The organism is Micromonospora sp. WMMD712 (assembly GCF_029581295.1).
GTDB lineage: Bacteria > Actinomycetota > Actinomycetes > Mycobacteriales > Micromonosporaceae > Micromonospora > Micromonospora carbonacea.
In genome coordinates this window covers 6,913,066-6,933,176 of the sequence record NZ_CP120743.1, presented here as the reverse complement: position 1 = coordinate 6,933,176, position 20,111 = coordinate 6,913,066, and the positions used below count along the sequence as shown (strand labels likewise).

Here is a 20,111-nt window from a genome sequence, read left to right as displayed (position 1 = left end):
AGCTCAGGGCCACTGTCACGCTCGGATGAGCAGCTCTCACCTTGGGTTGGTGGAGCACACCGGTGCGTAGCCGGGCGGCTGGCGGAGCCCGCACCGGCACTAGAAGCACAGGGACGTCGTACACCCTCGATACTCTCCCCCTGAGGAGGTGGCTGTCTATGACTGACGGCGTGTTCGGTAGGACTGAGGATGATAATGGTGATCACCAGGGCTTTTACGCCTCGGACGAGTACGAGCTAGCGCAGTTGGCGGTACTGCTCTACCAACGGGGTTCGCAGAGACTCGCCGCATTGGTAGGTGAATGCGGCGCTCTTAACTGGGAATTTCTGCCATCGGATGATCCTTGGGCCGATGCAGAAACAGGGGCAATCCTTGAGGCCGAACCACACGTGGTCGCCAGCTTCACGGCGGAAGACCTCGATGAGGTTCTAAGGGTTCTTCAGAGCCTCGTTGACGGAACCGACCGACAGACTCCTAGTCAGCTTAGGGTCCGTGACCTAAAACCGGATGTCGGCCCTAACTGGCGAGCCGCACTATCCGCCGCCCTCGCGACCGGCGGAGTAAGTAATCAAGCCCGCCGAGTGAAGGTGGGTGAATCGCACCCAGAAGAAGACGGGCTCCATTTTACCAATAGATGGGAGCTTGGGACATATCGCGTACTAAAGGAGAAGCAAAGCGAATTGCCGCCAGAGGAGACCATCGGAATCTTCCCACTACCCGGAGCCCGCCTCAACGACAAGACATGGGAGCCGGACTTCTTGGTGACTTACAAGGGAAGGGCCGGCGTGATAGAGATCGACGGTCCGCATCATGCTGGAACGCGCCGACGTTCGAACGACGTAAGCCGAGACAGACAGTTCCGTGCCGCCGGTGTTGCTTACGTCGATCGGCTCGATGTCCGCGACACGACAAGCAGGTCTGAAGTCGTCGCCTTCATCGACGGCTTCCTCAAGCGGCTACTGGAACATCGGTAACTAAACCCTCACCCCTTTTAGGCATGAATGGATAAACCTAGGAAATGGCCGACTGGAAGACAGGTGCGATAACTGGCGGGTCGACGCTTCTCGGCGTAATTGTCACGCAGTGGTCGGCAAGAAGGTCGGCCACGCAGCAGTGGAAGCGTGAGTTGAGAAGCCGCAGCCTCCAGCAAGAGAAGGAAAATTGCTCCGAACTCTTGAGCGCAGGAATCGGGACATTGTCTTACGCTCGGAGTCTGCGCTACATACACTCTCTGGGCGGCCAGCCGCCGAATCGAGAGCAGATGGGCGAGCTTATTAAGAATTATAATGAAGGCTTTGATAAAGTACGACGACTGGCGATCCTAGTGGAGGTGGAATCACCGCCCGAAGTTGGCCTTGCGGCGATGCAGTTACACGACAGCTTGGACGCATTACACGAGAAACTCCGTTCTCCCGACGGCGAGTACCAACCAAGGTTTGATAGTTTCTCCGAATCACTAGATTCATTCACGGAGATACTGCGGCGACGGTTCGGTCCTGACGGCTCAGCGCACAAGTAGGAACTTCTCCATCCCGTCTGCCGTCGACCCGCCCTCCGGGGAGCGGGCCGCCGCCCGGCCCGCCATGTCAAGCGGACCTTGACGCACGTACGGACGCTGGCGGGTCGGGCGGTGGTCTGCTCGGCTCGCCCGGGTCGACGGCAGGCGGGATGGCTCCCACCGCAACCACCCACGGACCGCAAGCCGCCGACGGACCCCCGGCCATCCTGGAGCCGGAGCGCCCCCGCCGGAGGCGCAGTAACCGCAACCCCGCGACCGCCGCCAGCTCGCCGACGCGGCCGGTGTGCCCTTCCCTACGCCGCGCGGGCTCGTGGCCGCGCGGCCCAGCCGGCTGCCGGCCCACCACCCGGTCAACGCTGCTGTCGTGCTGCGGCGGCCCACCGGGCTTCCCGCTCCCCGCGCCAGCCGCCGGGCGTGTTGCGTGGCCGGAGTCGGAGCGTCAGCGGAGCGACGGACGCGCGCCCAGGCGGCGGCGCGTGCGGCCCGTTCAGGGCCGCCTTGATAGATGTAAGGAAAGTCCTCCCACAGCCGTTGGCCGGCCGGATCTACCTTGGCAAGATGGCGGAGTGGACCGTTTCGAGGGCCGCTGTTGGCTGGACTGGTGGGCAAATCCCATAACGTTGCTTGGCAGCGTCGAAGTGGACATCGTAATGACCGCCGCCGACGATGGCACCTGGGAGGCAAGCGGCAACGCGGTCCTCGAAGACGACGAGAATCGAAGCGGCTTCGCACTGCTTTGCGACCTCGACCCTGCCTTCAAGCTGCGGTTCGCAGACAGAAGCACGATCGATGTCATCGTGCACCCTACCCACAAGGGCCGCAGCTTTGTCCTCACCGAATACACCTGACGTCTGATGGCACTGGCCCGTCCAACGCATCGTCCTCGATGCGCGTAGCATCATCTCGGCTCACTACGAGATCAGCTCCTCAGCAACTGACTCACGGCGGGTTGACGTGTCGGTACCCGGTGCTACTCTGGCCCTCGTCGAGCACGCCAGCGCGGCCTTCCCGCCGGATCGCTGACCTCGACTTCGGAGTTGCCTAGCGGCCTTCCTGCCGCTGACGCGGGTCACGTCCCGCCGGCTCTCGATCGCACCGGCCACTGCGCCGGTCCGGAATCCGCTGAGCGGCCCAGCACGGCCTTCCCGCGTCCACGATGGCCCTCGGATTCGCGTACCTCGACGGGTGGGGATCGCCTGCGGCAACCACCGGTAGCCGACGACCAGGCACCCCACCCGTCCCAGCGTCATCCAAGATCCAGGAACCCAGCTCAACGGCGGTCCGGGGCCGATGGCCAAACCCCGCCCTCCGGCGTGAGTCGCCCTCTTTGGCGGTGCCAGGAGACACCACGAACACCACCGACGGACACCGCTCCGGCGTCCGGTGGCAGTTCGTCGCCCGTCCCCTGCCACCCCTTGAGGAGAAACCGTGTCCACCCTCACCGCCGGCCGTGACGCCCAGGCCCTGCACCGCGCCGCCACCCCGGACTACTTCGGCTGGCTGGAGCACACCCGCGCCGCCGGAGGCTGCACCCGCCCGATCCGCCTGACCGGCACCCTCACCGCCGTCGAACCCGGCAACGGCCGGGTCCTGGCCGAGCGGCACACCGACGAGCTGCCCGATCAGACGCTCTACAAGGCGTGCGGCAACCGCCGTGCCGCCCAGTGCCCCGACTGCGCCTGGGTCTACGCCGGTGACGCCTTCCAGGTGGTCCGCTGCGGTCTGACCGGCGGCAAGACCATCCCCGCCACCGTCAGCGCGCACCCGGTCGTCTTCGCCACCTTCACCGCGCCGTCCTTCGGCCCGGTGCACCACCGGCACATCCCCCGACACACCTGCGCCCACCGGGGGCGCTGCGACTGCCGCCCCGCACCCTGCCGCGCCCGGAGCACCGCCGGCACCTGCCCACACGGGCGGCCCGCGGCCTGCTTCACCCGCCACGACGCCGACGATCCACAGCTCGGCCGGCCGCTCTGCCTGGACTGCTACGACCACGACCACCAGGCCGTCTGGAACTACTTCTCGGGCGAGCTGTGGCGGCGCACGAAACAGGCCATCGAACGGCACCTCACCGCAGTGTGCCGCCGACGCGGCATCCCCCACGTCCAGGTCGTCACTGACTCCGGCCGGATCCGGAGGGTGCCTCCGGTGCGGGTGTCCCACGGCAAGGTCGCCGAGATGCAGCGCCGGGGCGCGGTGCACTTCCACGTCCTGCTGCGCCTCGACGGCGTCGACCCGCACGACCGGCACGCCCTGGTGCCACCACCGGCCGGCGTCACCGTCGACGACCTCGACGCCGCCGTCCACGCCGCCACCCGACAGATCACCGTCACCACCCCACCGCACCCCGACCGCCCGCAGGGCTGGCCGGTCGCCTGGGGCGAGCAGATCGACGTACGCCGCGTCCGCACCGGCGACGGCGACGTGACCGACGCCAAGGTGGCCGCCTACCTCGCCAAGTACGCCACCAAGTCGACCGAGGTCACCGGCCACTGCTCCACCCGACTCACCCCGGACACCGTCGACGCCTACGCCGACCCGGAAGGCGACCACCTCGCCCGCCTCATCGACGCCTGCTGGCGACTCGGCCGCCCCACCTGCCACCACACCACCCGGACAGCCAGGAAGACAGAAGACCGTCAAGGCGACCTTGACCCCACACCCAACGTTTACGCCGGGCTGCGCCGCTGGGCGCACATGATCGGCTACGGCGGCCACTTCCTCACCAAGGCCCGCCGCTACTCGGTCACCTTCGGCCTGCTCCGCGACACCCGCGCCGCCTACCGCCGCACCGAGCACACCGACACCGCCGACACCGCCGGCACGGTCACCGTCGGCACCCTGGCCTTCGTCGGCTCCGGGTGGCTGACCGACGGGGACGCCCTGCTCGCCAACACCGCCGCCGCCCAACGCCGCGAACGCCACCGCATCGGCCGCGAGGAACTCGCCCACGAGACGTGGTCGGGGGTGGCGGCATGACCCGACCCCTCACCCCACGCTGGTACTCCCCCGCCGAGGTCGCCGTCCTGCTCGGCTTCGGCATCTCCAAGGTCAAGATGAAGATCGCCACCGGTGAGCTGCGCTCCATCAAGGACGGCAAGTACCGCCGGATCCTCCCCGAATGGGTCGACGACTACATCCGCAACCAGGTCGACCGGCAGGAGGCCGCCTGATGCCCGGACGCACCCGCGCCAACGGGGAAGGCTCGATCTTCCCCTACCGCAACGGCTTCGCCGCGTACGTCTGGGTCACCAAGCCCGACGGGAAGCGCACCCGCAAGTATGTCTACGGCAAGACCCGGGAGGCCGTCCACGATAAGTGGATCAAGCTGCACCAGCAGGCGAAGCAGGGACCGGTGGCGACCAGCGTCCCGACGGTCGGCGGCTTCCTCACCTACTGGCTGACCGAGATCGTCCAGCCGAACCGGGCACCATTGACGTACGCCACCTACGAGACGTTCGTCCGGCGCTACATCGCCCCCGGCCTCGGGGGAAAGCGGCTCGACCGGCTCCAGCCCCGGGACGTGCAGACCTGGCTCAACCAGGTGGCCCGCACCTGCCAGTGCTGCGCCCAGGGCAAGGACGCCGCCCGCCGGACGGAGAAGCGTCGGTGCTGCGCGGTGGGCCGCTGCTGCCAGGCCGCCCCGTCGCCCCGGACGGTCAGCGACATCCGGGCCGCGCTGCGGGCCGCCCTCACCCACGCCCAGGCCGAAGACCTCATCACCCGGAATCCGGCCGTGCCGGTCACCCTGGCCACGGTCCGCCGCCGACGGGGCAGGTCCTGGTCCAGCGACGAGGCCCGTCGGTTCCTCGAATCGGCCCGCGCCGACGAAGACCCCCTCTACGCCGCGTACGCCCTGGTCCTCGTCACCGGCCTGCGCAAGGGCGAAGCCCTCGGTCTGACCTGGTCGGACGTCGACCTCGACGCCGGTGAGCTGACCATCGGCCGGCAACTGCAACGGGTACGCGGACAGCTCCTGCACCGCGACACCAAGACCCAGGCGTCCGACGCCACGCTGCCCCTGCCCGACATCTGCGTGGCCGCACTGAAGCTGCGACGCGAACAACGCGACGAGGCACGGGCGACCGCCGGGAAGGCGTGGCACGAGAACGACCTCGGTTTCACCACCCGCTACGGCACGCCCATCGAGCCGCGCAACTTCCAGCGTTCCTGGCAGACGCGGTGTGACCGGGCGGGCGTCCGGCCGATCACCATTCACGACGCCCGCCGGACCTGTGCCACCCTCCTGGCCGACCTCGACGTGCACCCACGGGTCGCCATGCAGATCCTTCGGCACGCCCGGTTCTCGGTGACGATGGAGATCTACACCCAGGTCTCGTCCACGGCGACCCGGGAGGCACTCAAGCGCCTCGGTGAGTCACTCGGGCACTGACGAGAACTGCTGTACTTCGCTGCTGTACGGGCAGCAGAAAGGCCACCTTCATCGATGGAAGGTGGCCTTTGATCTGTGTGGGCGATACTGGGATCGAACCAGTGACCTCTTCGGTGTGAACGAAGCGCTCTCCCGCTGAGCTAATCGCCCTCAGCGACGATGACTCTACCTGATCGAGGGACCGGACCGCGAATCCGGGGTCAGTGCGTCGCGAGGTAGTGCAGCACCCCTGCCACCAGGTCGATGCCGAGGCTGTACTTGAGCGACAGCCAGACGACCGTGGCGACGAAGACGAGGCCCACCGACCCGAGGACGAGGCGCACGGGCAGTGACCGGCTGGTGGCCCACCGGGTCCAGGCGTGCACGTGCCGGCGGGTGAAGGCGAGCAGCCGGCGGGCCCAGTGGAACTCGACGGCCCAGACGCCCAGCCCGGCGATGACGAGCAGCCAGCCGGGGCCGGGCAGCGGGATGAGCGCGATGCCGACGGTGACGACGATCGCACCGGCGACGGCGATGAATATCTTGAGGGCGACGCGGCCGGTGGGGTTGGCGCGGATCAGGTCGAGGGTGGTGGCGACCCGCTGCCGCAGGCGCCCGCCGCGCCGTTCGGCGACGGCTGTCCCACCCCCGGTCGGCGCGTCGCCGGGTGTTCCCGGGCCGCGCCGGCCACGTTGCTGCTTCGGCACTGCGTACCCCCGCCTTTCGGCTGCCCGGACCCCGCCGTTCGGGTTTCCGGACCGGGCCGCGACATCCACTGAGGATCGGTTCGTGGTCATTTCGTCCCCCAGTGTCGCTGCGGCCCGTCACTCCATCGGACCACTGGACGTTACCGGAGTAAGTCGACGTCTGAACCAACCCCGACGCCGGGCGGGATCAAGCATTGGGCAAAACCGGATATCGTACAAGAATTTTCACATTCTAACGGCGTTTCCGACCCTCTTCCCACCACAGGGTGAAGTCAGCGTATGGCGGAGCGTAGCCAGAGGTAGCACCTGAGTATGGGGAAAGCGGGACACGCGCGTTCCGCAGCGGTGCCGGGGGGAGAACGTCCATGAGTGTCATCCGACCGACGACCGTAGAGGTCGAGACGTCGCTAAGGCTCGTCGCGCCTGACGCCACCGCCTTGCCGGTGCGTGCCAGCCTGCGTTACGACCCTGCTGACCCGTATGCGGTCCATGTCCTGTTCCATGCCGAATCGGCCGGCGGCGAGGCGGTGAGCTGGTCGTTCGCCCGCGAGCTGCTGGTCACCGGTCTCGACGAGCCGGCCGGCATCGGCGACGTGCGGGTCTGGCCGTGGGCCACCCCGCGCGGGGACTTCGTCGCGCTGGCGCTGTCGTCCCCGGACGGCAACGCCCTGTTCGAGGTGCCGCGCAGCGTCCTGGTGCGCTTCCTACGGCGCACCTACGTCGTCGTCCCGCGCGGCCGGGAGGCCGACCACCTGGACGTCGACACGGCGGTGACCCGGCTGCTCGCCGGTCGCTGACCACGCCGCACCCGCACCCGGGGCCGCGCGGATCTGCCGAGTCCGCGCGGCCCCGGGCTGTCACCGACCACGGGTACGCGCTACGCGTTCAGCCGTGCGTCGTGACCCCGCCGTCGACGGGGATGACCGCGCCGGTCAGGTAGGCCCCGGCCCGCGACGCCAGGTAGATGGCCGCGCCCGCCATGTCGTCGGGGCGGCCGATGCGGCCCAGCGGCACCTGCTTCTCGATGGCCGACCGCGCCTCCGGGTCGTCCAGCGCGAACGCCATCATCTTGCTCTCGAACGGGCCGGGCGCGATCGCGTTGACGGTAATGTGCTCGCCGGCGAGCTGGTGGGCGAGGCTGCGGGTGAGCATGTGCACGGCCGCCTTCGTCGCCGAGTACGCGTAGACCTCCAGCCACGGCACCCGGATCCCGTCGATCGAGCCGATGTTGATCACGCGGGCGGGGTCGTCGGCGCTCGCCGCCGCCCGCAGCTCGGGCAGCAGGGCGGTGGTGAGCCGGAAGACGGCCTTGACGTTGACGGCCCACAGCTTGTCGAAGGCGCTCTCCGGGTACGCCTCCAGCGGCGCGCCCCAGGTCGCCCCGGCGTTGTTGACCAGCACGTCGAGCCGGTCCGTCCGCTCACGCACCGCTTCGGCCAGCCCGAGCGCGCCCTCGTCGCGGCTGAGGTCGGCGGGGATCGCCTCGCAGCGACCCTCGGCCGAGAGCTCCTTGGCGACGGCCTCGCACACGTCGGCCTTGCGGGACGAGATGACCACGTGCGCGCCGGCCCGCACGAAGCCCCGGGCAATCATCAGCCCGATCCCCCGCGAGCCGCCGGTGACCAGGACCGTCTTGCCTTCGACCGAGAACAGATCTGTCATGCCCATCCCCTCGCTGTTCGGCGGGCCGCCGGGCACCCGCCGGACCCGGGCACTACCGATCGGTAACGTAGCCCGCCGGCCGCACCCCGACAAGCCACCGTCCCGCCGGACGCCACGCCGGGGCGCGCCGCAGGGCCAGGTGGCGACGCTGACAGTCCCGTCGGGATGCGACCGTCCCGCGCGCGGGATACCGTCGCAGGCGATGATCCCCTCCGGTCAGCCTTCCCCGGCGTCCCGCGCCGACGCCGCCTCACCCCGACCCGACGACATCACGACGCTCGCCCTCGGCGACCTCGCCGGGGACGCCGACTGGCGACGCCCGGTCCTGCTCGACGCGGACCTGGTCGCCCTCGTCACCGGCGGCCACGGCACCGCCGAGCTGGACTTCCGGCCGCTGCCCTGCCGCACCGGCACGCTGCTGCGCCTCCGCCCCGGCCAGGCGCTGCGGTGCGAGGGCGCGCGGCTCGACGCCGTGGTGGTGCGCTGGACGGCCCGCGCCCTGCGGGGCCTCGACGTCGACGCCGCCGACGACGTGCCCGCATTCCGGCAGCTCGTCGGCGACGACGCCGACGTGGTGCGCGCCGAGGTGGCCCAGTTGGTGACGGACTGCCGGCGACAGCCGGACGTGCCCGCCGCCCGCGCGCTGCTGCGCCACCAGCTCGCCGTGCTGCTGCTGCGGCTCGCGCTGCTGCCGCCGGCCCCGCCGGACGCGGACGCCCCCGGGGGCGGGCAGCGCAGCGAGAATGCCACGTTCCGCCGGCTCCGCCACGAGGTCGAGCGCGGCTACCCGCACACCCGGCGGGTGGAGGACTACGCGGCCCGGATCGGCTGCTCGGTGCGTACCCTCACCCGGGCCTGCCTGGCGGCGACCGGGCGCAGCGCGAAGCAGGTCATCGACGACCGGGTGGCGCTGGAGGCCAGCCGGCTGCTCGCCGCGACCGACGAACCGATCGCCCGGATCGGTCGCCGGCTCGGCTTCCCGGAGCCGACCAACTTCGGCCGGTTCTTCACCCGGGAGGTGGGCCTGAGCCCGGGCGCGTTCCGGTCGGCGCGGGGCGGTCCGCCCGGTAACGGCCGCCCACCGGCCCGGCGGGGGTGACAGGGCGGGCATGATGAGTGGGTGCAGATCTCCGCGCGCGGCGACTATGCGGTACGGGCGGCCCTGAGCCTGGCCACCGCGTACCCTTCCCTGCTGTCGACCCAGGCCATCGCGGCGGAGCAGGACATGCCCCGCAAGTTCCTGGAGGCGGTCCTGGCGGACCTGCGCCGGGCCGGGCTGGTCCGGGCCCAGCGGGGCGCCGAGGGCGGCTACACGCTGGCCCGGCCACCGAAGGAGATCACGATAGGGGCGATCCTGCGCGCGGTCGACGGCCCGCTCGCCGGGGTGCGGGGCATGCGCCCCGAGGAGACCAGCTATGACGGGGCGGCGGAGAACCTGCCCCGGCTCTGGGTGGCCGTGCGGGCGGCGGTGCGGCAGGTGGTCGACGAGGTGAGCCTGGCGGAGATGGCCAGCGGGCGGCTGCCGGGGCACGTGCGGCGGCTGATCGCCCGCCCCGACGCGTGGGAGCCCCGCTGACCCCCGGCGGGGCCGGGCCGCGCTGAAGGCGCACCGGGCTGGCGCACCGCCGGTGCGCCGCTGGCACACCACGACGCACCCCGCCGCTGACGCGCCGCGACCCCGAACCCGCGCCCCGGCGGGGTCAGGCCGCGCTGAACGCGCCCCGGTCGCGCGCCGACGAAGCGCCGTGCCGCCCGCCCCCGAGGGCCAGCGGCGCGGCGATGACGACGGCGTGGTCGCCCGCCGGCACCCGGTGCGCCACACGGCAGAGCAGCACCGCGAGCGCGCCGTCGACCAGCGGCACCCCGAACGGGCCGGGTGACCAGCCGGGGCCCGCGGCGAACCGGTCGGGGCGGCCGGTGGCGAGGGCGCGGGCCGCGCCCTGCTGACCGGCGGCGAACAGGTGCACGGCCACGTGCTCGGCGCGCGCGACGGCGGGCCAACTCACCGTCGCCGAGGCGAGGCAGAACGAGACCAGCGGCGGCTCCAGCGACACGGCGGCGAACGAGGCCGCCGGGAACCCGGCCGGGGGCAGCGCCGGTCGGCCCCGGCCGGCGGGGCGGCCGGGCGTGGTGACCACGGCGACCGTGGCCGCCTGCGGGTGCAGCAGAGCGTCGAGCAGGTCGGTGTCGATGGGGCGCAGCTCGGTGGCCCCGCGCCCGTCCATGGTGGTCACGCCGGCCGCCGCGCGGGGGGCCGCCGGTCTGTCCGCTCGCGGAGGAGCTCGTCCCGGTGCGCCATGACCCCATGGTGCCGCCGCCGCCGACGGCCGGTCAACGCCCCTTCCATCAAATGAGATTTCCGCAGCACGTAGCTCATGAATCCGTTTCACGCAGCCTAAACAAGATCCGAAATCATATCTGTTGAGTATGCGTTGCCGGCCGGTGCGCCCCGGCGGTGTCCGGTGCGGACGGACGTGGGTTTCCCGGATCGGCGTTGCGGGCATGTTCCAGTCCGACACGGCAGGGAATGGTCACGAAGGGAGCCCGCGATGGGTCTGATGTTCCGCAAGCGCAAGAAGTACGGCCCGATCATCCTGAACTTCACCGAGAACGGGTTCTCCTCCTGGAGCATCAAGATCGGTCGCTGGTCGTGGAACTCCCGCGCCAAGGCGCACCGCGTCGACCTGCCCGGCCCGCTGTCGTGGAAGCAGGACAAGTCCCGGGCGTGACGTCCCGGGGTGGAACGGGGCGCCGGTGACCCACCGGCGCCCCGCTTTGCGTTCCATCGGCGGGCCCGCGCGGCCGGCGGGCCGGGTTGGCCGATTCTCCGCCGGGACCCGGGAGGGCGGCGGAGAATCGCCGCATGACGGGGGACGGGGCGCCGGGGCGCACGGGGGAAGGGTCGCCGAGGCGTCAGCGCCGGGTGGCGACGCTGGCGGCCCTGCTGCTGCTGGTGGCCTACTTCCTGGTGCCGGTCGAGCAGGACCCGAACGGGCTGCGGCTGGCCGCGCGCAGCGTCGCCACGGTCGCGCTGGTGGCCGCCGACGCGTGGCTGGTCACCCGCCTGGTGCGCCGGCAGCTCGCGGTGGCCGACGACCCCGAGCAGGTGCAGGTCCGCTCGCTGCTGCAACTCGCGGTCGCCCTGATCGGCGGCCTGCTCGCGTTCGCCCTCGCCGACTACGTGATCGCCCGCAGCGCCCCGGGCGAGTTCGTCAACCTGACCACCCGGATCGACGCGCTCTACTTCACGCTGGCCACCCTCACCACCGTCGGTTACGGCGACGTGCACGCGCAGGGCCAGTTCGCCCGGGTCGCGGTCTGCGTGCAGATGGTCTTCACCATCGGCGTGGTCACCACGGGGGTGTCCATCGTGGTCAGGCAGTTGGCCCGCCAGGCCCGGCGGCGCTGATCAGCACGTCCCCGCCGAGCCTGCCGTGCTCCGGGTCGCGGGCCACCGCGCCCCCGTCGAGCAGGCCGGCCAGCGCCCGGGTGGCGTCGGCCGCCCGGTAGAGGGTCGCGGTGAGGGCGAACCGGCGCAGCTCGGTCACCGTGCGGGGGCCACGGCGGGCCAGCTCGGCGAGGAGCTCGTGGGCCAGCGGGCCCGGGTCCGCCTCCGGCGCGACGTCGACGGCCCGCCCCTGCGGGTCGGCCGGGTCGCGGTAACGGACGCCGGCGGGCCCGTCGACGGCCCACAGGGCGTCCTTGAACGCCTGGAGGCTGCGGTCCGACCCGGTCGCGAACGCCAGCCGCAGCCCCGCGTCGTCGCGGGAGCCCGCCTCGCCCCGACCCGCGGGCACCGGGTCGGCCAGCAGGTCGACCTCGGCCACCAGCGGGAAGCCGGCGGCGTCCAGCGCCGGGCGCAGGGGCGCGCCGGGCGCGGTCGCCAGCAGCAGGTCGGCCGGGCGGCCGGAGCGGGCGGCGGCCAGCAGCGCCGGCGTCGGTGCCGCGCCGTGGGCCAGGGTCAGCAGCGGCGCGCCGGCCGCACCGGCCGCCTTCAGGGCGACAGGCAGCCGCGCCGGGTCGCCGGGCACCACGTGCACGGCCACCTCGGCGGGCAGCGTCGCCTCGACCGCGCCCAGGCGGGCCGGGAGGGTCTCGTCGCCGGCGGCGAGCACCAGGACGGTCAGCCGGAACCCGCGCAGCCGGTCGGCGTGCTCCCCCACCACCCGCAGCGCGGCGTCCGCGCCACCGGCGTCGGTCCCGGCGTACGCCAGGGCGAGGGTGGCCCGCCGCGAGCGGTGCAGCGCTGCGGGCAACCAGGCGTCGAGCTGTCGGACGAGCAGCTCGCGGAGGACGGCGTCGGTCGGCATCCTGCCGTTCTACCGCACCGTCCGCCGCCGGTGCGCGGCGATCCCCGGGTCTGCGCGACCGTCAGGCCGGGACGGAGATCCCGACGCCGCCCTGGGTCTGCCCGCCGTAGCGCTGCCGCTCGCGGTCGAGGTCGAGGCGGCCGATCCGCTTGCGGGCGGTGAGCGCGGCGTCGTCGAGGAGGTCGGCCGGCACCAGCCAGACGATCTCGAACTCCAGCCCGTCGGGGTCCTTGCCGTAGAGGCTCTTGGTGGTGCCGTGGTCGGAGCTGCCGGCCAGGGCGCCGGCGGCGGCGAGCCGCTGGGCGGTGACGGCCAGCTCGTCGAGGGTGTCGACCTCCCAGGCCAGGTGGTAGAGGCCGACGGTGGCCCGGCCGGCGGTGGAGCGCCCGGCGGCCCGGCCGATCTCGAACAGGCCGAGGTCGTGGTCGTTGGTGGAGCCGGGGGCCTGGAGGAAGGCCGCGCCCCGGAACCCGTCCGGGGTCATCGGGATGGCCCGGAAGCCGAGGACGTCGCGGTAGAAGGCGACGCTGCGCTCCAGGTCGCCGACGTAGAGGACGGCGTGGTTGAGGCGGTGGATTCCCATGACCCCACCGTAGCGCGGTTTAGTTGAGCGTTCAACAAATACCACTATGATGGTGGTCATGACCCGCTGGCTGAACCCCGACGAGCAACGCACCTGGCGGGCGTACCTGGCCGCCTCGCGGGCGCTGATGGAGAAGCTCGACCGCGAGCTGCAACGCGACGCCGGCATGCCGCACGCCTACTACGAGATCCTGGTCCGGCTCTCCGAGGCCCCCGACCGGCGGCTGCGGATGAGCGAGCTGGCCGACGCCACCGGCTCCTCCCGCAGCCGGCTCTCGCACGCCGCCGCGCGGCTGGAGGCGTCCGGCTGGATCCGGCGCGAGGACTGCCCCACCGACCGGCGCGGGCAGATCGCCGTGCTCACCGACGCCGGGTTCGCCACGCTGGCCGCCGCCGCGCCCGGCCACGTCGAGGGGGTGCGCCGGCACCTCTTCGACGCGCTCAGCCCCGCCCAGGTCGACCAACTGCGCCGCATCAGCGAGACGATGCTGGACCACCTGACCGGATGATGACCGGATGATGACCGAATCGCGATCCTCGGGGGGTTGTACTTATTGTCGCGGTGCGGCCACGATGGGGCGTGTCCCCCGCCTTCGGTGAATTGACCGGCCAGGCGCACCAGCTGGTGTCCGCCGGCGACCTGGCCGGCGCGCAACAGTTGCTCTCCGATGCGCTGCGCGACGCCGACCCCCGCCCCGACCACGCCTCGCCCGAGCTGGCCGAGGCCGCCGGCCTCCAGGCCCGCGTCCTGGTCGCGCTGGGCGAGCCGCACTCCGCGCGCGGCTGGGCCGCCTTCGCGTACGCGGCGGCGACCCGGCTGCACGGCCGCGACGACCCGCGCACCGTGGCGGCGGCGGCCACCCTCGCGGCGGTGCTGCACCGGGTCGGCAGCTACGCCCGCGCCGCCCGGCTCTACTCCGACGTCATCATCGAGCTGACCGCGTCCGACGGGCCCGAGTCGCTGCGGGTGCTGGCCGCGCACGCCGACCTGGCCACTGTGGAATACGCGCGGGGTCAGTGCGAGGTGGCCCGCGAGCGCCTCCAGGACGCCTGGGAGCTGCACCGCGAGGTCTACGGCGACGGGCACCCCAGCGGCATCAAGATGCTGGCCCGGCTCGGCTCGATGCAGCGCGACTGCGGGGAGTTCGCCGACTCCCACGACACCCTGGCCCTGGCCCGGGAGCTGTGCCGGCAGCACCTCGCCGCCGACGACCCCCTCGCCGCGCAGGTGTCGGCGCTGGCCCGGGCGGCGGCCAACCCCGGCCACGTCTGCGGGCGCGCGCCCGTCGTCGAGCGGGAGGCGCCGACCGCCGAGCCCGAGCCGCCCGTCGCGCCCACGGTGCCGGCGGCCCGCGAGGCGACGGCCGCCGAAGGCCCCCCGACGTACGAGCCGGCGTGGCCGCCCCCCGAGGAGCCCCGCCCCAGCGCCACGTGGCCGTCCTACGACGAGCCCCACCCGGCCGACGACGACGTCCCGGCGTACCGGTCGGCGTGGCCGACGGAACAGGAGTGGCCGGCGGAACAAGAGTGGCCCGCGCAGGAGCAGGAGTGGCCGGCGCAGGAGCAGCCCGCCCCGCCCGTGGTGCCCGCCCCCCGGCTCCCCCCGGACGACGACCGCCGGGCGGGCGGGGAGGGCCGGCCCTGGGCCGACGACGACCCGTGGATCCGGCAGCACGCCCGCCCCGAGCCGGCGTACGCCGATCCGGGGCCGGCCCACGCCGAGCGGGACGACCGGTGGCCGGCCGAGCGGGACGACCGGTGGCCGCAGGAGCCCCGGCCGGCGGAGGGCCCGGTGCCGCCCGCGGTGCTCGGCCTCGCCGGCATGGGCGTCGACGCCCCCGCCGCCGGGGTACGCGCCGTGGGCCCGCCCCCGCCCGCGCAGGACCGCGCCCGGCTGCTCCCCGTGCTGGTCCCCCGCCCGCCCGCGCCCCCGCCGCGCCGGCTGACCCCCCTCGTGGTGCTCGCCGGGGTGACCGTGGTGGTGCTGGGCACGGCGGCGGTGGTGGCCGGGGTGGCCCGGGTCGGCGGCACGGATCCCGCGCCCGGCCCGTCGCCCTCGGCGAGCCCCCCGCCGGAGCCCGACCCGTCCGGCGCGGGACCCTCGGGCCGGTCCCCCGGCGCGAAGCCGTCCGGCAGCCGGTCGGCCAGCCCCCGGGCCGCCGCCTCCCCCGGCAGCCCGCCGGGCGGGGTGAGCCTGCGGGACAACCGGGAGAACATCGCGCTGCGCTGGACGTACCCGGCCGGGGCCAGCGGGCCCGTCGTGCTCGCCGGTGCGCCCTCCGGGCGGCAGCCGAACGCGTTCGAGACGCTGCCGGCGGGCACCACGAGCTTCCTCGTGTACGGGCTGGACCGCGCCGACGACTACTGCTTCACGGTGGCGGTGGTGTGGTCGGCGGAGACGGTCGGCCGCAGCCGTCAGGTCTGCACCAGCCGCCGCTGACCGCCCGCCCCGGCCGGGACCGGGGCAGCGGGTCAGGCTGGGTCAGCGGGTCGGGGCAGCGGGTCGGGCCGGGTCAGGCGTCGAAGGCGGCCAGGAAGGCGTCCGCGATCACCGCGTGGCCCGGCAGTCCCGGGTGGACCCGGTCGTCGGCCCAGCGGCTCGACGGGCTGTGCGCCAGCACCCGGTCGAAGGCCGCCTGGGTGGCGACGTGCACGGCCTCGAAGTCCTTGGCGACGGCGGCCACCACCGCCGCGTAGCGATCGGTCTCGGCGCGCTGCGGCTCGTCGACGTCGGCCTCGATGAGGAACGGGTCGGCCAGCACCAGCCGGCAACCGGTGGCGGTCACGGCGCGGCGCAGCAGCGCGCGCAGGGTGCGCTCGTATTCGTCGATCGGCACGGCCTCGGCCTCCTGGCCGGGGCTGAACGCGCGCCAGATGTCGTTGATGCCGACCATCACGCAGAGCCAGTCGGGGCGCTCGGCGATGGCGTCGGCGTCCCAGCGGGCGGCGAGGTCGCGCACCGTGTCGCCGCCGACGCCCCGGTTGACCCAGGTCAGCTCGCGCTCCGGGTAGCGGGCGTCGACGAACGCGCGGACCAGGCTCAGGTAGCCGTCGCCGTAGGGGGCGGCGTGGTCGCGCCGGCCGCAGTCGGTGATGCTGTCCCCGATGAACACGACCCGTTGACCGGCACCCAGCAGCATGCGCGCGACTCCGTCCCGACCCGTGGCGCAGCGCCGCCCCGATCGCTTGGCCGGGGGGTCGCCGCGCGGTATCTTTGGCAATTCAGGCACAAAAAAGGAACGGCGTGCAGAATGCCGTTCCTGACGCAATTCTAATTATTAGGGAGAAGGCTTGTCAAGGCACTCCGCGGGTCCCGACGAGCTGCGCAACGACGACCAGAACGGGCACGCCGACGAGATCGGCCACGAGCAGGAATACGTCTCCATGCTCTACGACCGGCTGGACGGCCTGCGGGAACAGTCCGCCCGGCGGCTCGCCGAACAGCTCCGCGCCGGCGGCGGCACCCAGCAGGCCCGGTCCCAGCGCGACAGCGCCGTGAAGATGTACGCCGAGCAGGTCGAGCAGTACTCCGCCGTGGAGAACGGGCTGTGCTTCGGCCGGCTGGACACCGACGACGACGCCCGCCGCTACATCGGCCGGATCGGGATCTTCGACACCAGCGGCGACTACGACCCGTTGCTGATGGACTGGCGGGCCCCGGCCGCCCGCGCCTTCTACCTGGCCACCGCCGCCAACCCGCAGGGCGTGCGGCGACGCCGGCACCTGCGTACCCGGCAGCGGAAGGTGGTCGCCCTCAACGACGAGGTGCTCGACCTCGCCACCGCCTCCCCCACCGCCCACGAGGAGCTGACCGGCGAGGCGTCCCTGCTCGCCGCGCTCAACGCCGGGCGCACCGGCCGGATGCGCGACATCGTCGAGACGATCCAGGCCGAGCAGGACCGGATCATCCGCGCCGACCTGCCCGGGACCCTGGTCGTGCAGGGCGGCCCCGGCACCGGCAAGACCGCCGTCGCCCTGCACCGGGCGGCGTACCTGCTCTACACCCACCGGCGGGAGCTGGCCACCCGGGGCGTGCTGCTGGTCGGCCCGAACGAGACGTTCCTGCGCTACATCTCCCAGGTGCTGCCGGCGCTGGCCGAGACGGGCGTGCTGCTGCGTACCCCCGGGGACCTGTTCCCCGGCGTCAGCGCCCGCCGGGCGGAGCCGGCGGCCACGGCGGCGCTCAAGGGCCGGGCGGAGATGACGCAGGTGCTGGCCGCGGCCGTGCGGGACCGGCAGTGGGTGCCCGACGAGCCGCTGGAGATCGAGGTCGAGCGGGAGGTGCTGCCGCTGGCCCCGGAGACCGTGCGGACCGCCCGGGACCGGGCCCGCCGCTCCGGGCGGCCGCACAACCTGGCCCGCGCGGTCTTCGACGTCGAGGTCGTGCACGCCCTCGCCGCCCAGGTCGCCGAGCGCATCGGCGCGGACCCGCTCGGCGGGGCCAACCTCCTGGAGGAGGCCGACGTCGCGGAGATCCGCCGGGAGCTGCGCGAGGAGCCAGGGGTGCGGGCCGCGCTGGACCAGCTCTGGCCGGTGCTCACCCCGCAGCGCCTGCTCGCCGACCTGTACGCCGACCCGGACCGCATCGCCGCCGCCACGCCCGGCTGGACCGACGCCGACCGGGCGGCGCTGCGCCGCGAGCCGGGCGGCTGGACGCCGGCAGACGTGCCGCTGCTGGACGAGGCCGCCGAGCTGCTCGGCGAGGACGACCGGGCCGCCGAGGCCCGCCGGGCCCGCCTGCGCGCCCTGCAACGCGAGTACGCCGAGGGCGTGCTGGAGATCGCCCGGGGCTCCCGGTCGATCGACGTGGAGGACGAGGCGGAGGGCGGCGAGATCCTCGGGGTGGCCGACCTGCTGGACGCCGACCGGCTGCTGGAGCGGCAGGAGTCCAGCGACGGGCTGACCACCGCCCAGCGGGCCGCCGCCGACCGGAGCTGGGCGTTCGGGCACGTCATCGTCGACGAGGCGCAGGAGCTGTCGCCGATGGCCTGGCGGCTGCTGATGCGCCGCTGTCCCAGCCGGTCCATGACGATCGTCGGGGACGTGGCGCAGACCGGCGCGCTCGCCGGCACCCCGTCGTGGGGCGAGGCGCTGGAGCCGTACGTGGCGCAGCGGTGGCGGCTGGAGGAGCTGACGGTCAGCTACCGCACCCCCGCCGAGATCATGTCGGTGGCGGCCGGGGTGCTGGCCGAGATCGACCCGCACCTGCGCCCGCCCCGCTCGGTGCGGCGCAGCGGGGTGCCGCCGTGGGAACGCGCGGTCGACGGGGGCCGGCTGGCCGGCGAGCTGGCCGACGCCGCCGTCGCCGAGGCGGCCGACCTGACCGACGGGCGGCTCGGGGTGATCGTGCCCGCCGGCCGGGTCGACGCGCTGGGCGCGGCGCTGCTGGCGGCCCTGCCCGAGGCGGCCGTCGGCGACCACCCGGAGTTGGAGAGCCGGGTGGTGCTGCTGACGGTGGCCCAGGCCAAGGGGCTGGAGTTCGACACCGTCCTGGTGGTCGACCCGGACGGGATCGTCGCGGAGTCGCCGCGCGGGCACAGCGACCTCTACGTCGCGCTGACCCGCGCCACCCAGCGCCTCGGCGTCCTCCGCCCCACCTGACCCGCCCCGGCTACCGGAATCCTGGACGGTTGCCGTCTGCTGTGGACGGCAACCGTCCAAGGTCTGGTCTCGCTGGCGGCCGGTCAGTCCTCGGTTCTCCCTGGCGGCCGGTCAGTCCTCTGTTCTCCCTGGCGGCCGGTCAGTCCTCGATGAAGTTGCCGACCTGGCTGGCGCTGCTGGACTGGTCGCTGGTCGCGCCGCCCGCCGGGGTGCTCAGCCCGCCCGTGGTCGCGTCGCCCGTGGTGGTCGGCGCGACCTCCCCCGGGTGCCGCTCCGGCTGCCGGGCCACCCGGCGGACGCTCGCCGGCCCGGCCGTGCCGCCGGTCGTGGTGACCGCGCCCTGGCCCCGGGTGGGGCCGCCGTCGCGCAGCACCGCCGGGTCGATCCGGACGTGCGCCGGGTCGTCCGGGTCCTCGTCCTGAATGACCCGCTGCACGTCGGTCTGCGGCACGGTGACCTCGTCGAGCGCCCCCTCGCCGTAGACGCCGCCGGCGATCCGTTCCTCGGCCTTGCGGGCGGACTCCCGCATCGTGTCGTCCTCACGCACGTCCATCACCTCGCAGAAGTGTCGGAATCGTGCTGCGTGCCCGGCCGGGGGGCGACCAAACGTGCCCGCGCCGCGCGCCCCGGCCGCGCACCGCACCGCCCGGCCGCGCACCGCACCGCCCGGTCCGCCCGCACCGCCCGGTCCGCTTGCTCCGCCCGCCGCCCAGCCCGGCGGCCGCCCGCACCCGCCCCGAGCTGCTGCTATCCGGCGACAGGAGGGTGTTACCTCGCCGGGGAGCCGGGTAGTCGGGGGGTGCCCCCGCCACGAACGTCAACCGTGCCGTGGCCGAAACGCGGTAGCGGGGCGAGGGAGCGCAGTAAGGACTCATCGCATCCTGAGGAGGACAAGATGAGCACGCAGGCTGCATCCACCAGGCCGATGAACCGCACGCAGGAAGCCCCGAACCGGGCGATGAACGACATGCCGAACCGCGCGATGCAGGAGGCGCCCACCCGGCCGATGCCGATGATGCACGACGGGCACCGGGAGCCGATGATGGCACCGGGCACGGAGACCAAGCAGGCCTTCATGACCACGGAGTTCTGGGTCTACGTCGCCTCCGTGATCGGCGTGCTCGCCGCGTCGTACCTGGTCGGCAAGAACTCGGTCGGCGTGGACATCTTCCGCGCGCCGCAGGCATGGTTCTTCATCACGCTGCTGACCATCGGCTACCTCGGCAGCCGGGGCCTGGCCAAGGCCGGCAGCAACTTCCGCAGCGGCGCGGAGCGCAAGGCCCGGCACTGACGCCGGACCAGCTCCGAGCAGCACGGTGGCCCGCCGGGATTCCCGGCGGGCCACCGTCGCGTTTCTT

The 20,111-nt window shown here is 73.1% G+C and carries 22 protein-coding genes and 1 tRNA gene; 15 read left to right on the top strand and 8 right to left on the bottom strand.

Annotated features, from left to right (window positions below; translation table 11 throughout):
* Nucleotides 1-158: 158 nt before the first annotated feature.
* The 6 genes from O7633_RS30010 (at nucleotide 159) to O7633_RS29985 (ending at nucleotide 5,912) form a co-directional block, all read left to right on the top strand.
* A complete protein-coding gene (locus tag O7633_RS30010) occupies nucleotides 159-974 on the top strand; it encodes a hypothetical protein (protein ID WP_282324779.1) in 816 nt (271 codons plus the stop codon).
* Between the two features lie 44 nt (nucleotides 975-1,018).
* Nucleotides 1,019-1,519: a hypothetical protein gene (locus O7633_RS30005; protein WP_282324778.1), complete on the top strand. Its 501-nt coding sequence runs from the start codon at nucleotides 1,019-1,021 to the stop codon at nucleotides 1,517-1,519.
* A gap of 566 nt (nucleotides 1,520-2,085) precedes the next feature.
* On the top strand, nucleotides 2,086-2,367 hold the full coding sequence (locus tag O7633_RS30000) for a hypothetical protein (RefSeq protein WP_282324777.1): 282 nt from the start codon (nucleotides 2,086-2,088) through the stop codon (nucleotides 2,365-2,367).
* Nucleotides 2,368-2,947: 580 nt separating this feature from the next.
* Nucleotides 2,948-4,498 carry a replication initiator gene (locus O7633_RS29995; protein ID WP_282324775.1) on the top strand — a complete coding sequence of 517 codons (1,551 nt, stop codon included), beginning with the start codon at nucleotides 2,948-2,950 and terminating at the stop codon, nucleotides 4,496-4,498.
* Complete coding sequence (locus O7633_RS29990; protein ID WP_282324774.1) at nucleotides 4,495-4,692, top strand: excisionase family DNA-binding protein; 198 nt, start codon at nucleotides 4,495-4,497, stop codon at nucleotides 4,690-4,692. The genes O7633_RS29995 and O7633_RS29990 overlap by 4 nt, the downstream gene beginning before the upstream one ends.
* Entirely contained in the window at nucleotides 4,692-5,912 is a 1,221-nt protein-coding gene (locus O7633_RS29985; protein WP_282324773.1) for a site-specific integrase, read from the top strand. The genes O7633_RS29990 and O7633_RS29985 overlap by 1 nt, the downstream gene beginning before the upstream one ends.
* Before the next feature lie 78 nt (nucleotides 5,913-5,990).
* Here the strand turns inward: O7633_RS29985 and O7633_RS29980 are convergent.
* A tRNA-Val gene (locus O7633_RS29980) sits at nucleotides 5,991-6,062 on the bottom strand.
* 50 nt (nucleotides 6,063-6,112) lie between these two features.
* Entirely contained in the window at nucleotides 6,113-6,688 is a 576-nt protein-coding gene (locus O7633_RS29975) for a TIGR02611 family protein (protein WP_178064022.1), read from the bottom strand.
* A 275-nt stretch (nucleotides 6,689-6,963) separates the two neighbouring features.
* Between O7633_RS29975 and O7633_RS29970 the strand changes: the two genes are divergently transcribed.
* Nucleotides 6,964-7,395, top strand: a complete 432-nt coding sequence (locus O7633_RS29970) for an SsgA family sporulation/cell division regulator (RefSeq protein ID WP_007075525.1) — start codon at nucleotides 6,964-6,966, stop codon at nucleotides 7,393-7,395.
* An 88-nt stretch (nucleotides 7,396-7,483) separates the two neighbouring features.
* Here O7633_RS29970 and O7633_RS29965 read toward each other — a convergent pair whose 3' ends face one another.
* Nucleotides 7,484-8,260 (bottom strand): RhlG family 3-oxoacyl-ACP reductase, encoded by a 777-nt coding sequence (locus tag O7633_RS29965; RefSeq protein ID WP_282324772.1) that lies wholly within the window; start codon nucleotides 8,258-8,260, stop codon nucleotides 7,484-7,486.
* Between the two features lie 202 nt (nucleotides 8,261-8,462).
* On the opposite strand from O7633_RS29965, the gene O7633_RS29960 reads away from it, so the two are divergent.
* A complete protein-coding gene (locus O7633_RS29960; protein ID WP_282324770.1) occupies nucleotides 8,463-9,359 on the top strand; it encodes a helix-turn-helix transcriptional regulator in 897 nt (298 codons plus the stop codon).
* A 21-nt stretch (nucleotides 9,360-9,380) separates the two neighbouring features.
* A complete protein-coding gene (locus O7633_RS29955; RefSeq protein ID WP_043962626.1) occupies nucleotides 9,381-9,836 on the top strand; it encodes an Rrf2 family transcriptional regulator in 456 nt (151 codons plus the stop codon).
* 124 nt (nucleotides 9,837-9,960) lie between these two features.
* On the opposite strand, the gene O7633_RS29950 is transcribed toward O7633_RS29955, so the two are convergent.
* On the bottom strand, nucleotides 9,961-10,485 hold the full coding sequence (locus tag O7633_RS29950; protein ID WP_348776348.1) for a flavin reductase family protein: 525 nt from the start codon (nucleotides 10,483-10,485) through the stop codon (nucleotides 9,961-9,963).
* A 324-nt stretch (nucleotides 10,486-10,809) separates the two neighbouring features.
* Here O7633_RS29950 and O7633_RS29945 point away from each other — a divergent pair, with 324 nt between their 5' ends.
* Both O7633_RS29945 and O7633_RS29940 read left to right on the top strand, forming a co-directional pair.
* Nucleotides 10,810-10,989: a DUF4236 domain-containing protein gene (locus O7633_RS29945; RefSeq protein WP_007075522.1), complete on the top strand. Its 180-nt coding sequence runs from the start codon at nucleotides 10,810-10,812 to the stop codon at nucleotides 10,987-10,989.
* Nucleotides 10,990-11,123: 134 nt separating this feature from the next.
* On the top strand, nucleotides 11,124-11,669 hold the full coding sequence (locus O7633_RS29940) for a potassium channel family protein (protein WP_178064019.1): 546 nt from the start codon (nucleotides 11,124-11,126) through the stop codon (nucleotides 11,667-11,669).
* Here the strand turns inward: O7633_RS29940 and O7633_RS29935 are convergent.
* Both O7633_RS29935 and O7633_RS29930 read right to left on the bottom strand, forming a co-directional pair.
* On the bottom strand, nucleotides 11,635-12,570 hold the full coding sequence (locus O7633_RS29935; RefSeq protein ID WP_282324768.1) for a hypothetical protein: 936 nt from the start codon (nucleotides 12,568-12,570) through the stop codon (nucleotides 11,635-11,637). The genes O7633_RS29940 and O7633_RS29935 overlap by 35 nt on opposite strands.
* 61 nt (nucleotides 12,571-12,631) lie before the next feature.
* Nucleotides 12,632-13,153 (bottom strand): VOC family protein, encoded by a 522-nt coding sequence (locus tag O7633_RS29930; RefSeq protein WP_282324767.1) that lies wholly within the window; start codon nucleotides 13,151-13,153, stop codon nucleotides 12,632-12,634.
* 49 nt (nucleotides 13,154-13,202) lie between these two features.
* On the opposite strand from O7633_RS29930, the gene O7633_RS29925 reads away from it, so the two are divergent.
* Nucleotides 13,203-13,661, top strand: coding sequence for a MarR family transcriptional regulator (locus tag O7633_RS29925; RefSeq protein WP_074479201.1), 459 nt, complete (start codon nucleotides 13,203-13,205; stop codon nucleotides 13,659-13,661).
* Between the two features lie 71 nt (nucleotides 13,662-13,732).
* The gene (locus tag O7633_RS29920; protein ID WP_282324766.1) at nucleotides 13,733-15,592 is read left to right on the top strand and encodes a tetratricopeptide repeat protein; all 1,860 of its coding nucleotides are present in this window, start codon (nucleotides 13,733-13,735) and stop codon (nucleotides 15,590-15,592) included.
* A 73-nt stretch (nucleotides 15,593-15,665) separates the two neighbouring features.
* Here the strand turns inward: O7633_RS29920 and O7633_RS29915 are convergent, their stop codons facing one another.
* Nucleotides 15,666-16,292, bottom strand: coding sequence for an SGNH/GDSL hydrolase family protein (locus O7633_RS29915; RefSeq protein WP_278133361.1), 627 nt, complete (start codon nucleotides 16,290-16,292; stop codon nucleotides 15,666-15,668).
* 244 nt (nucleotides 16,293-16,536) lie between these two features.
* Between O7633_RS29915 and O7633_RS29910 the strand changes: the two genes are divergently transcribed.
* The gene (locus O7633_RS29910) at nucleotides 16,537-18,753 is read left to right on the top strand and encodes an ATP-binding domain-containing protein (protein WP_282328683.1); all 2,217 of its coding nucleotides are present in this window, start codon (nucleotides 16,537-16,539) and stop codon (nucleotides 18,751-18,753) included.
* Between the two features lie 139 nt (nucleotides 18,754-18,892).
* Here O7633_RS29910 and O7633_RS29905 read toward each other — a convergent pair whose 3' ends face one another.
* Nucleotides 18,893-19,300, bottom strand: a complete 408-nt coding sequence (locus tag O7633_RS29905) for a hypothetical protein (RefSeq protein WP_282324765.1) — start codon at nucleotides 19,298-19,300, stop codon at nucleotides 18,893-18,895.
* A 348-nt stretch (nucleotides 19,301-19,648) separates the two neighbouring features.
* Between O7633_RS29905 and O7633_RS29900 the strand changes: the two genes are divergently transcribed.
* Entirely contained in the window at nucleotides 19,649-20,044 is a 396-nt protein-coding gene (locus O7633_RS29900) for a hypothetical protein (RefSeq protein WP_074479179.1), read from the top strand.
* Nucleotides 20,045-20,111: the final 67 nt, after the last annotated feature.

Coding starts and splice junctions, on each gene's coding strand:
- O7633_RS29945 (WP_007075522.1), top strand. CDS start 10,810: ATGGGTCTGATGTTCCGCAAGCGCAAGAAGTACGGCCCGATCATCCTG.
- O7633_RS29940 (WP_178064019.1), top strand. CDS start 11,124: ATGACGGGGGACGGGGCGCCGGGGCGCACGGGGGAAGGGTCGCCGAGG.
- O7633_RS29925 (WP_074479201.1), top strand. CDS start 13,203: ATGGTGGTCATGACCCGCTGGCTGAACCCCGACGAGCAACGCACCTGG.
- O7633_RS29950 (WP_348776348.1), bottom strand. CDS start 10,485: ATGGACGGGCGCGGGGCCACCGAGCTGCGCCCCATCGACACCGACCTG.
- O7633_RS30005 (WP_282324778.1), top strand. CDS start 1,019: ATGGCCGACTGGAAGACAGGTGCGATAACTGGCGGGTCGACGCTTCTC.
- O7633_RS29975 (WP_178064022.1), bottom strand. CDS start 6,688: ATGACCACGAACCGATCCTCAGTGGATGTCGCGGCCCGGTCCGGAAAC.
- O7633_RS29930 (WP_282324767.1), bottom strand. CDS start 13,153: ATGGGAATCCACCGCCTCAACCACGCCGTCCTCTACGTCGGCGACCTG.
- O7633_RS29960 (WP_282324770.1), top strand. CDS start 8,463: ATGATCCCCTCCGGTCAGCCTTCCCCGGCGTCCCGCGCCGACGCCGCC.
- O7633_RS29935 (WP_282324768.1), bottom strand. CDS start 12,570: ATGCCGACCGACGCCGTCCTCCGCGAGCTGCTCGTCCGACAGCTCGAC.
- O7633_RS29900 (WP_074479179.1), top strand. CDS start 19,649: ATGAGCACGCAGGCTGCATCCACCAGGCCGATGAACCGCACGCAGGAA.
- O7633_RS29965 (WP_282324772.1), bottom strand. CDS start 8,260: ATGACAGATCTGTTCTCGGTCGAAGGCAAGACGGTCCTGGTCACCGGC.
- O7633_RS30010 (WP_282324779.1), top strand. CDS start 159: ATGACTGACGGCGTGTTCGGTAGGACTGAGGATGATAATGGTGATCAC.
- O7633_RS29990 (WP_282324774.1), top strand. CDS start 4,495: ATGACCCGACCCCTCACCCCACGCTGGTACTCCCCCGCCGAGGTCGCC.
- O7633_RS29985 (WP_282324773.1), top strand. CDS start 4,692: ATGCCCGGACGCACCCGCGCCAACGGGGAAGGCTCGATCTTCCCCTAC.
- O7633_RS29915 (WP_278133361.1), bottom strand. CDS start 16,292: ATGCTGCTGGGTGCCGGTCAACGGGTCGTGTTCATCGGGGACAGCATC.
- O7633_RS29970 (WP_007075525.1), top strand. CDS start 6,964: ATGAGTGTCATCCGACCGACGACCGTAGAGGTCGAGACGTCGCTAAGG.
- O7633_RS29910 (WP_282328683.1), top strand. CDS start 16,537: ATGCTCTACGACCGGCTGGACGGCCTGCGGGAACAGTCCGCCCGGCGG.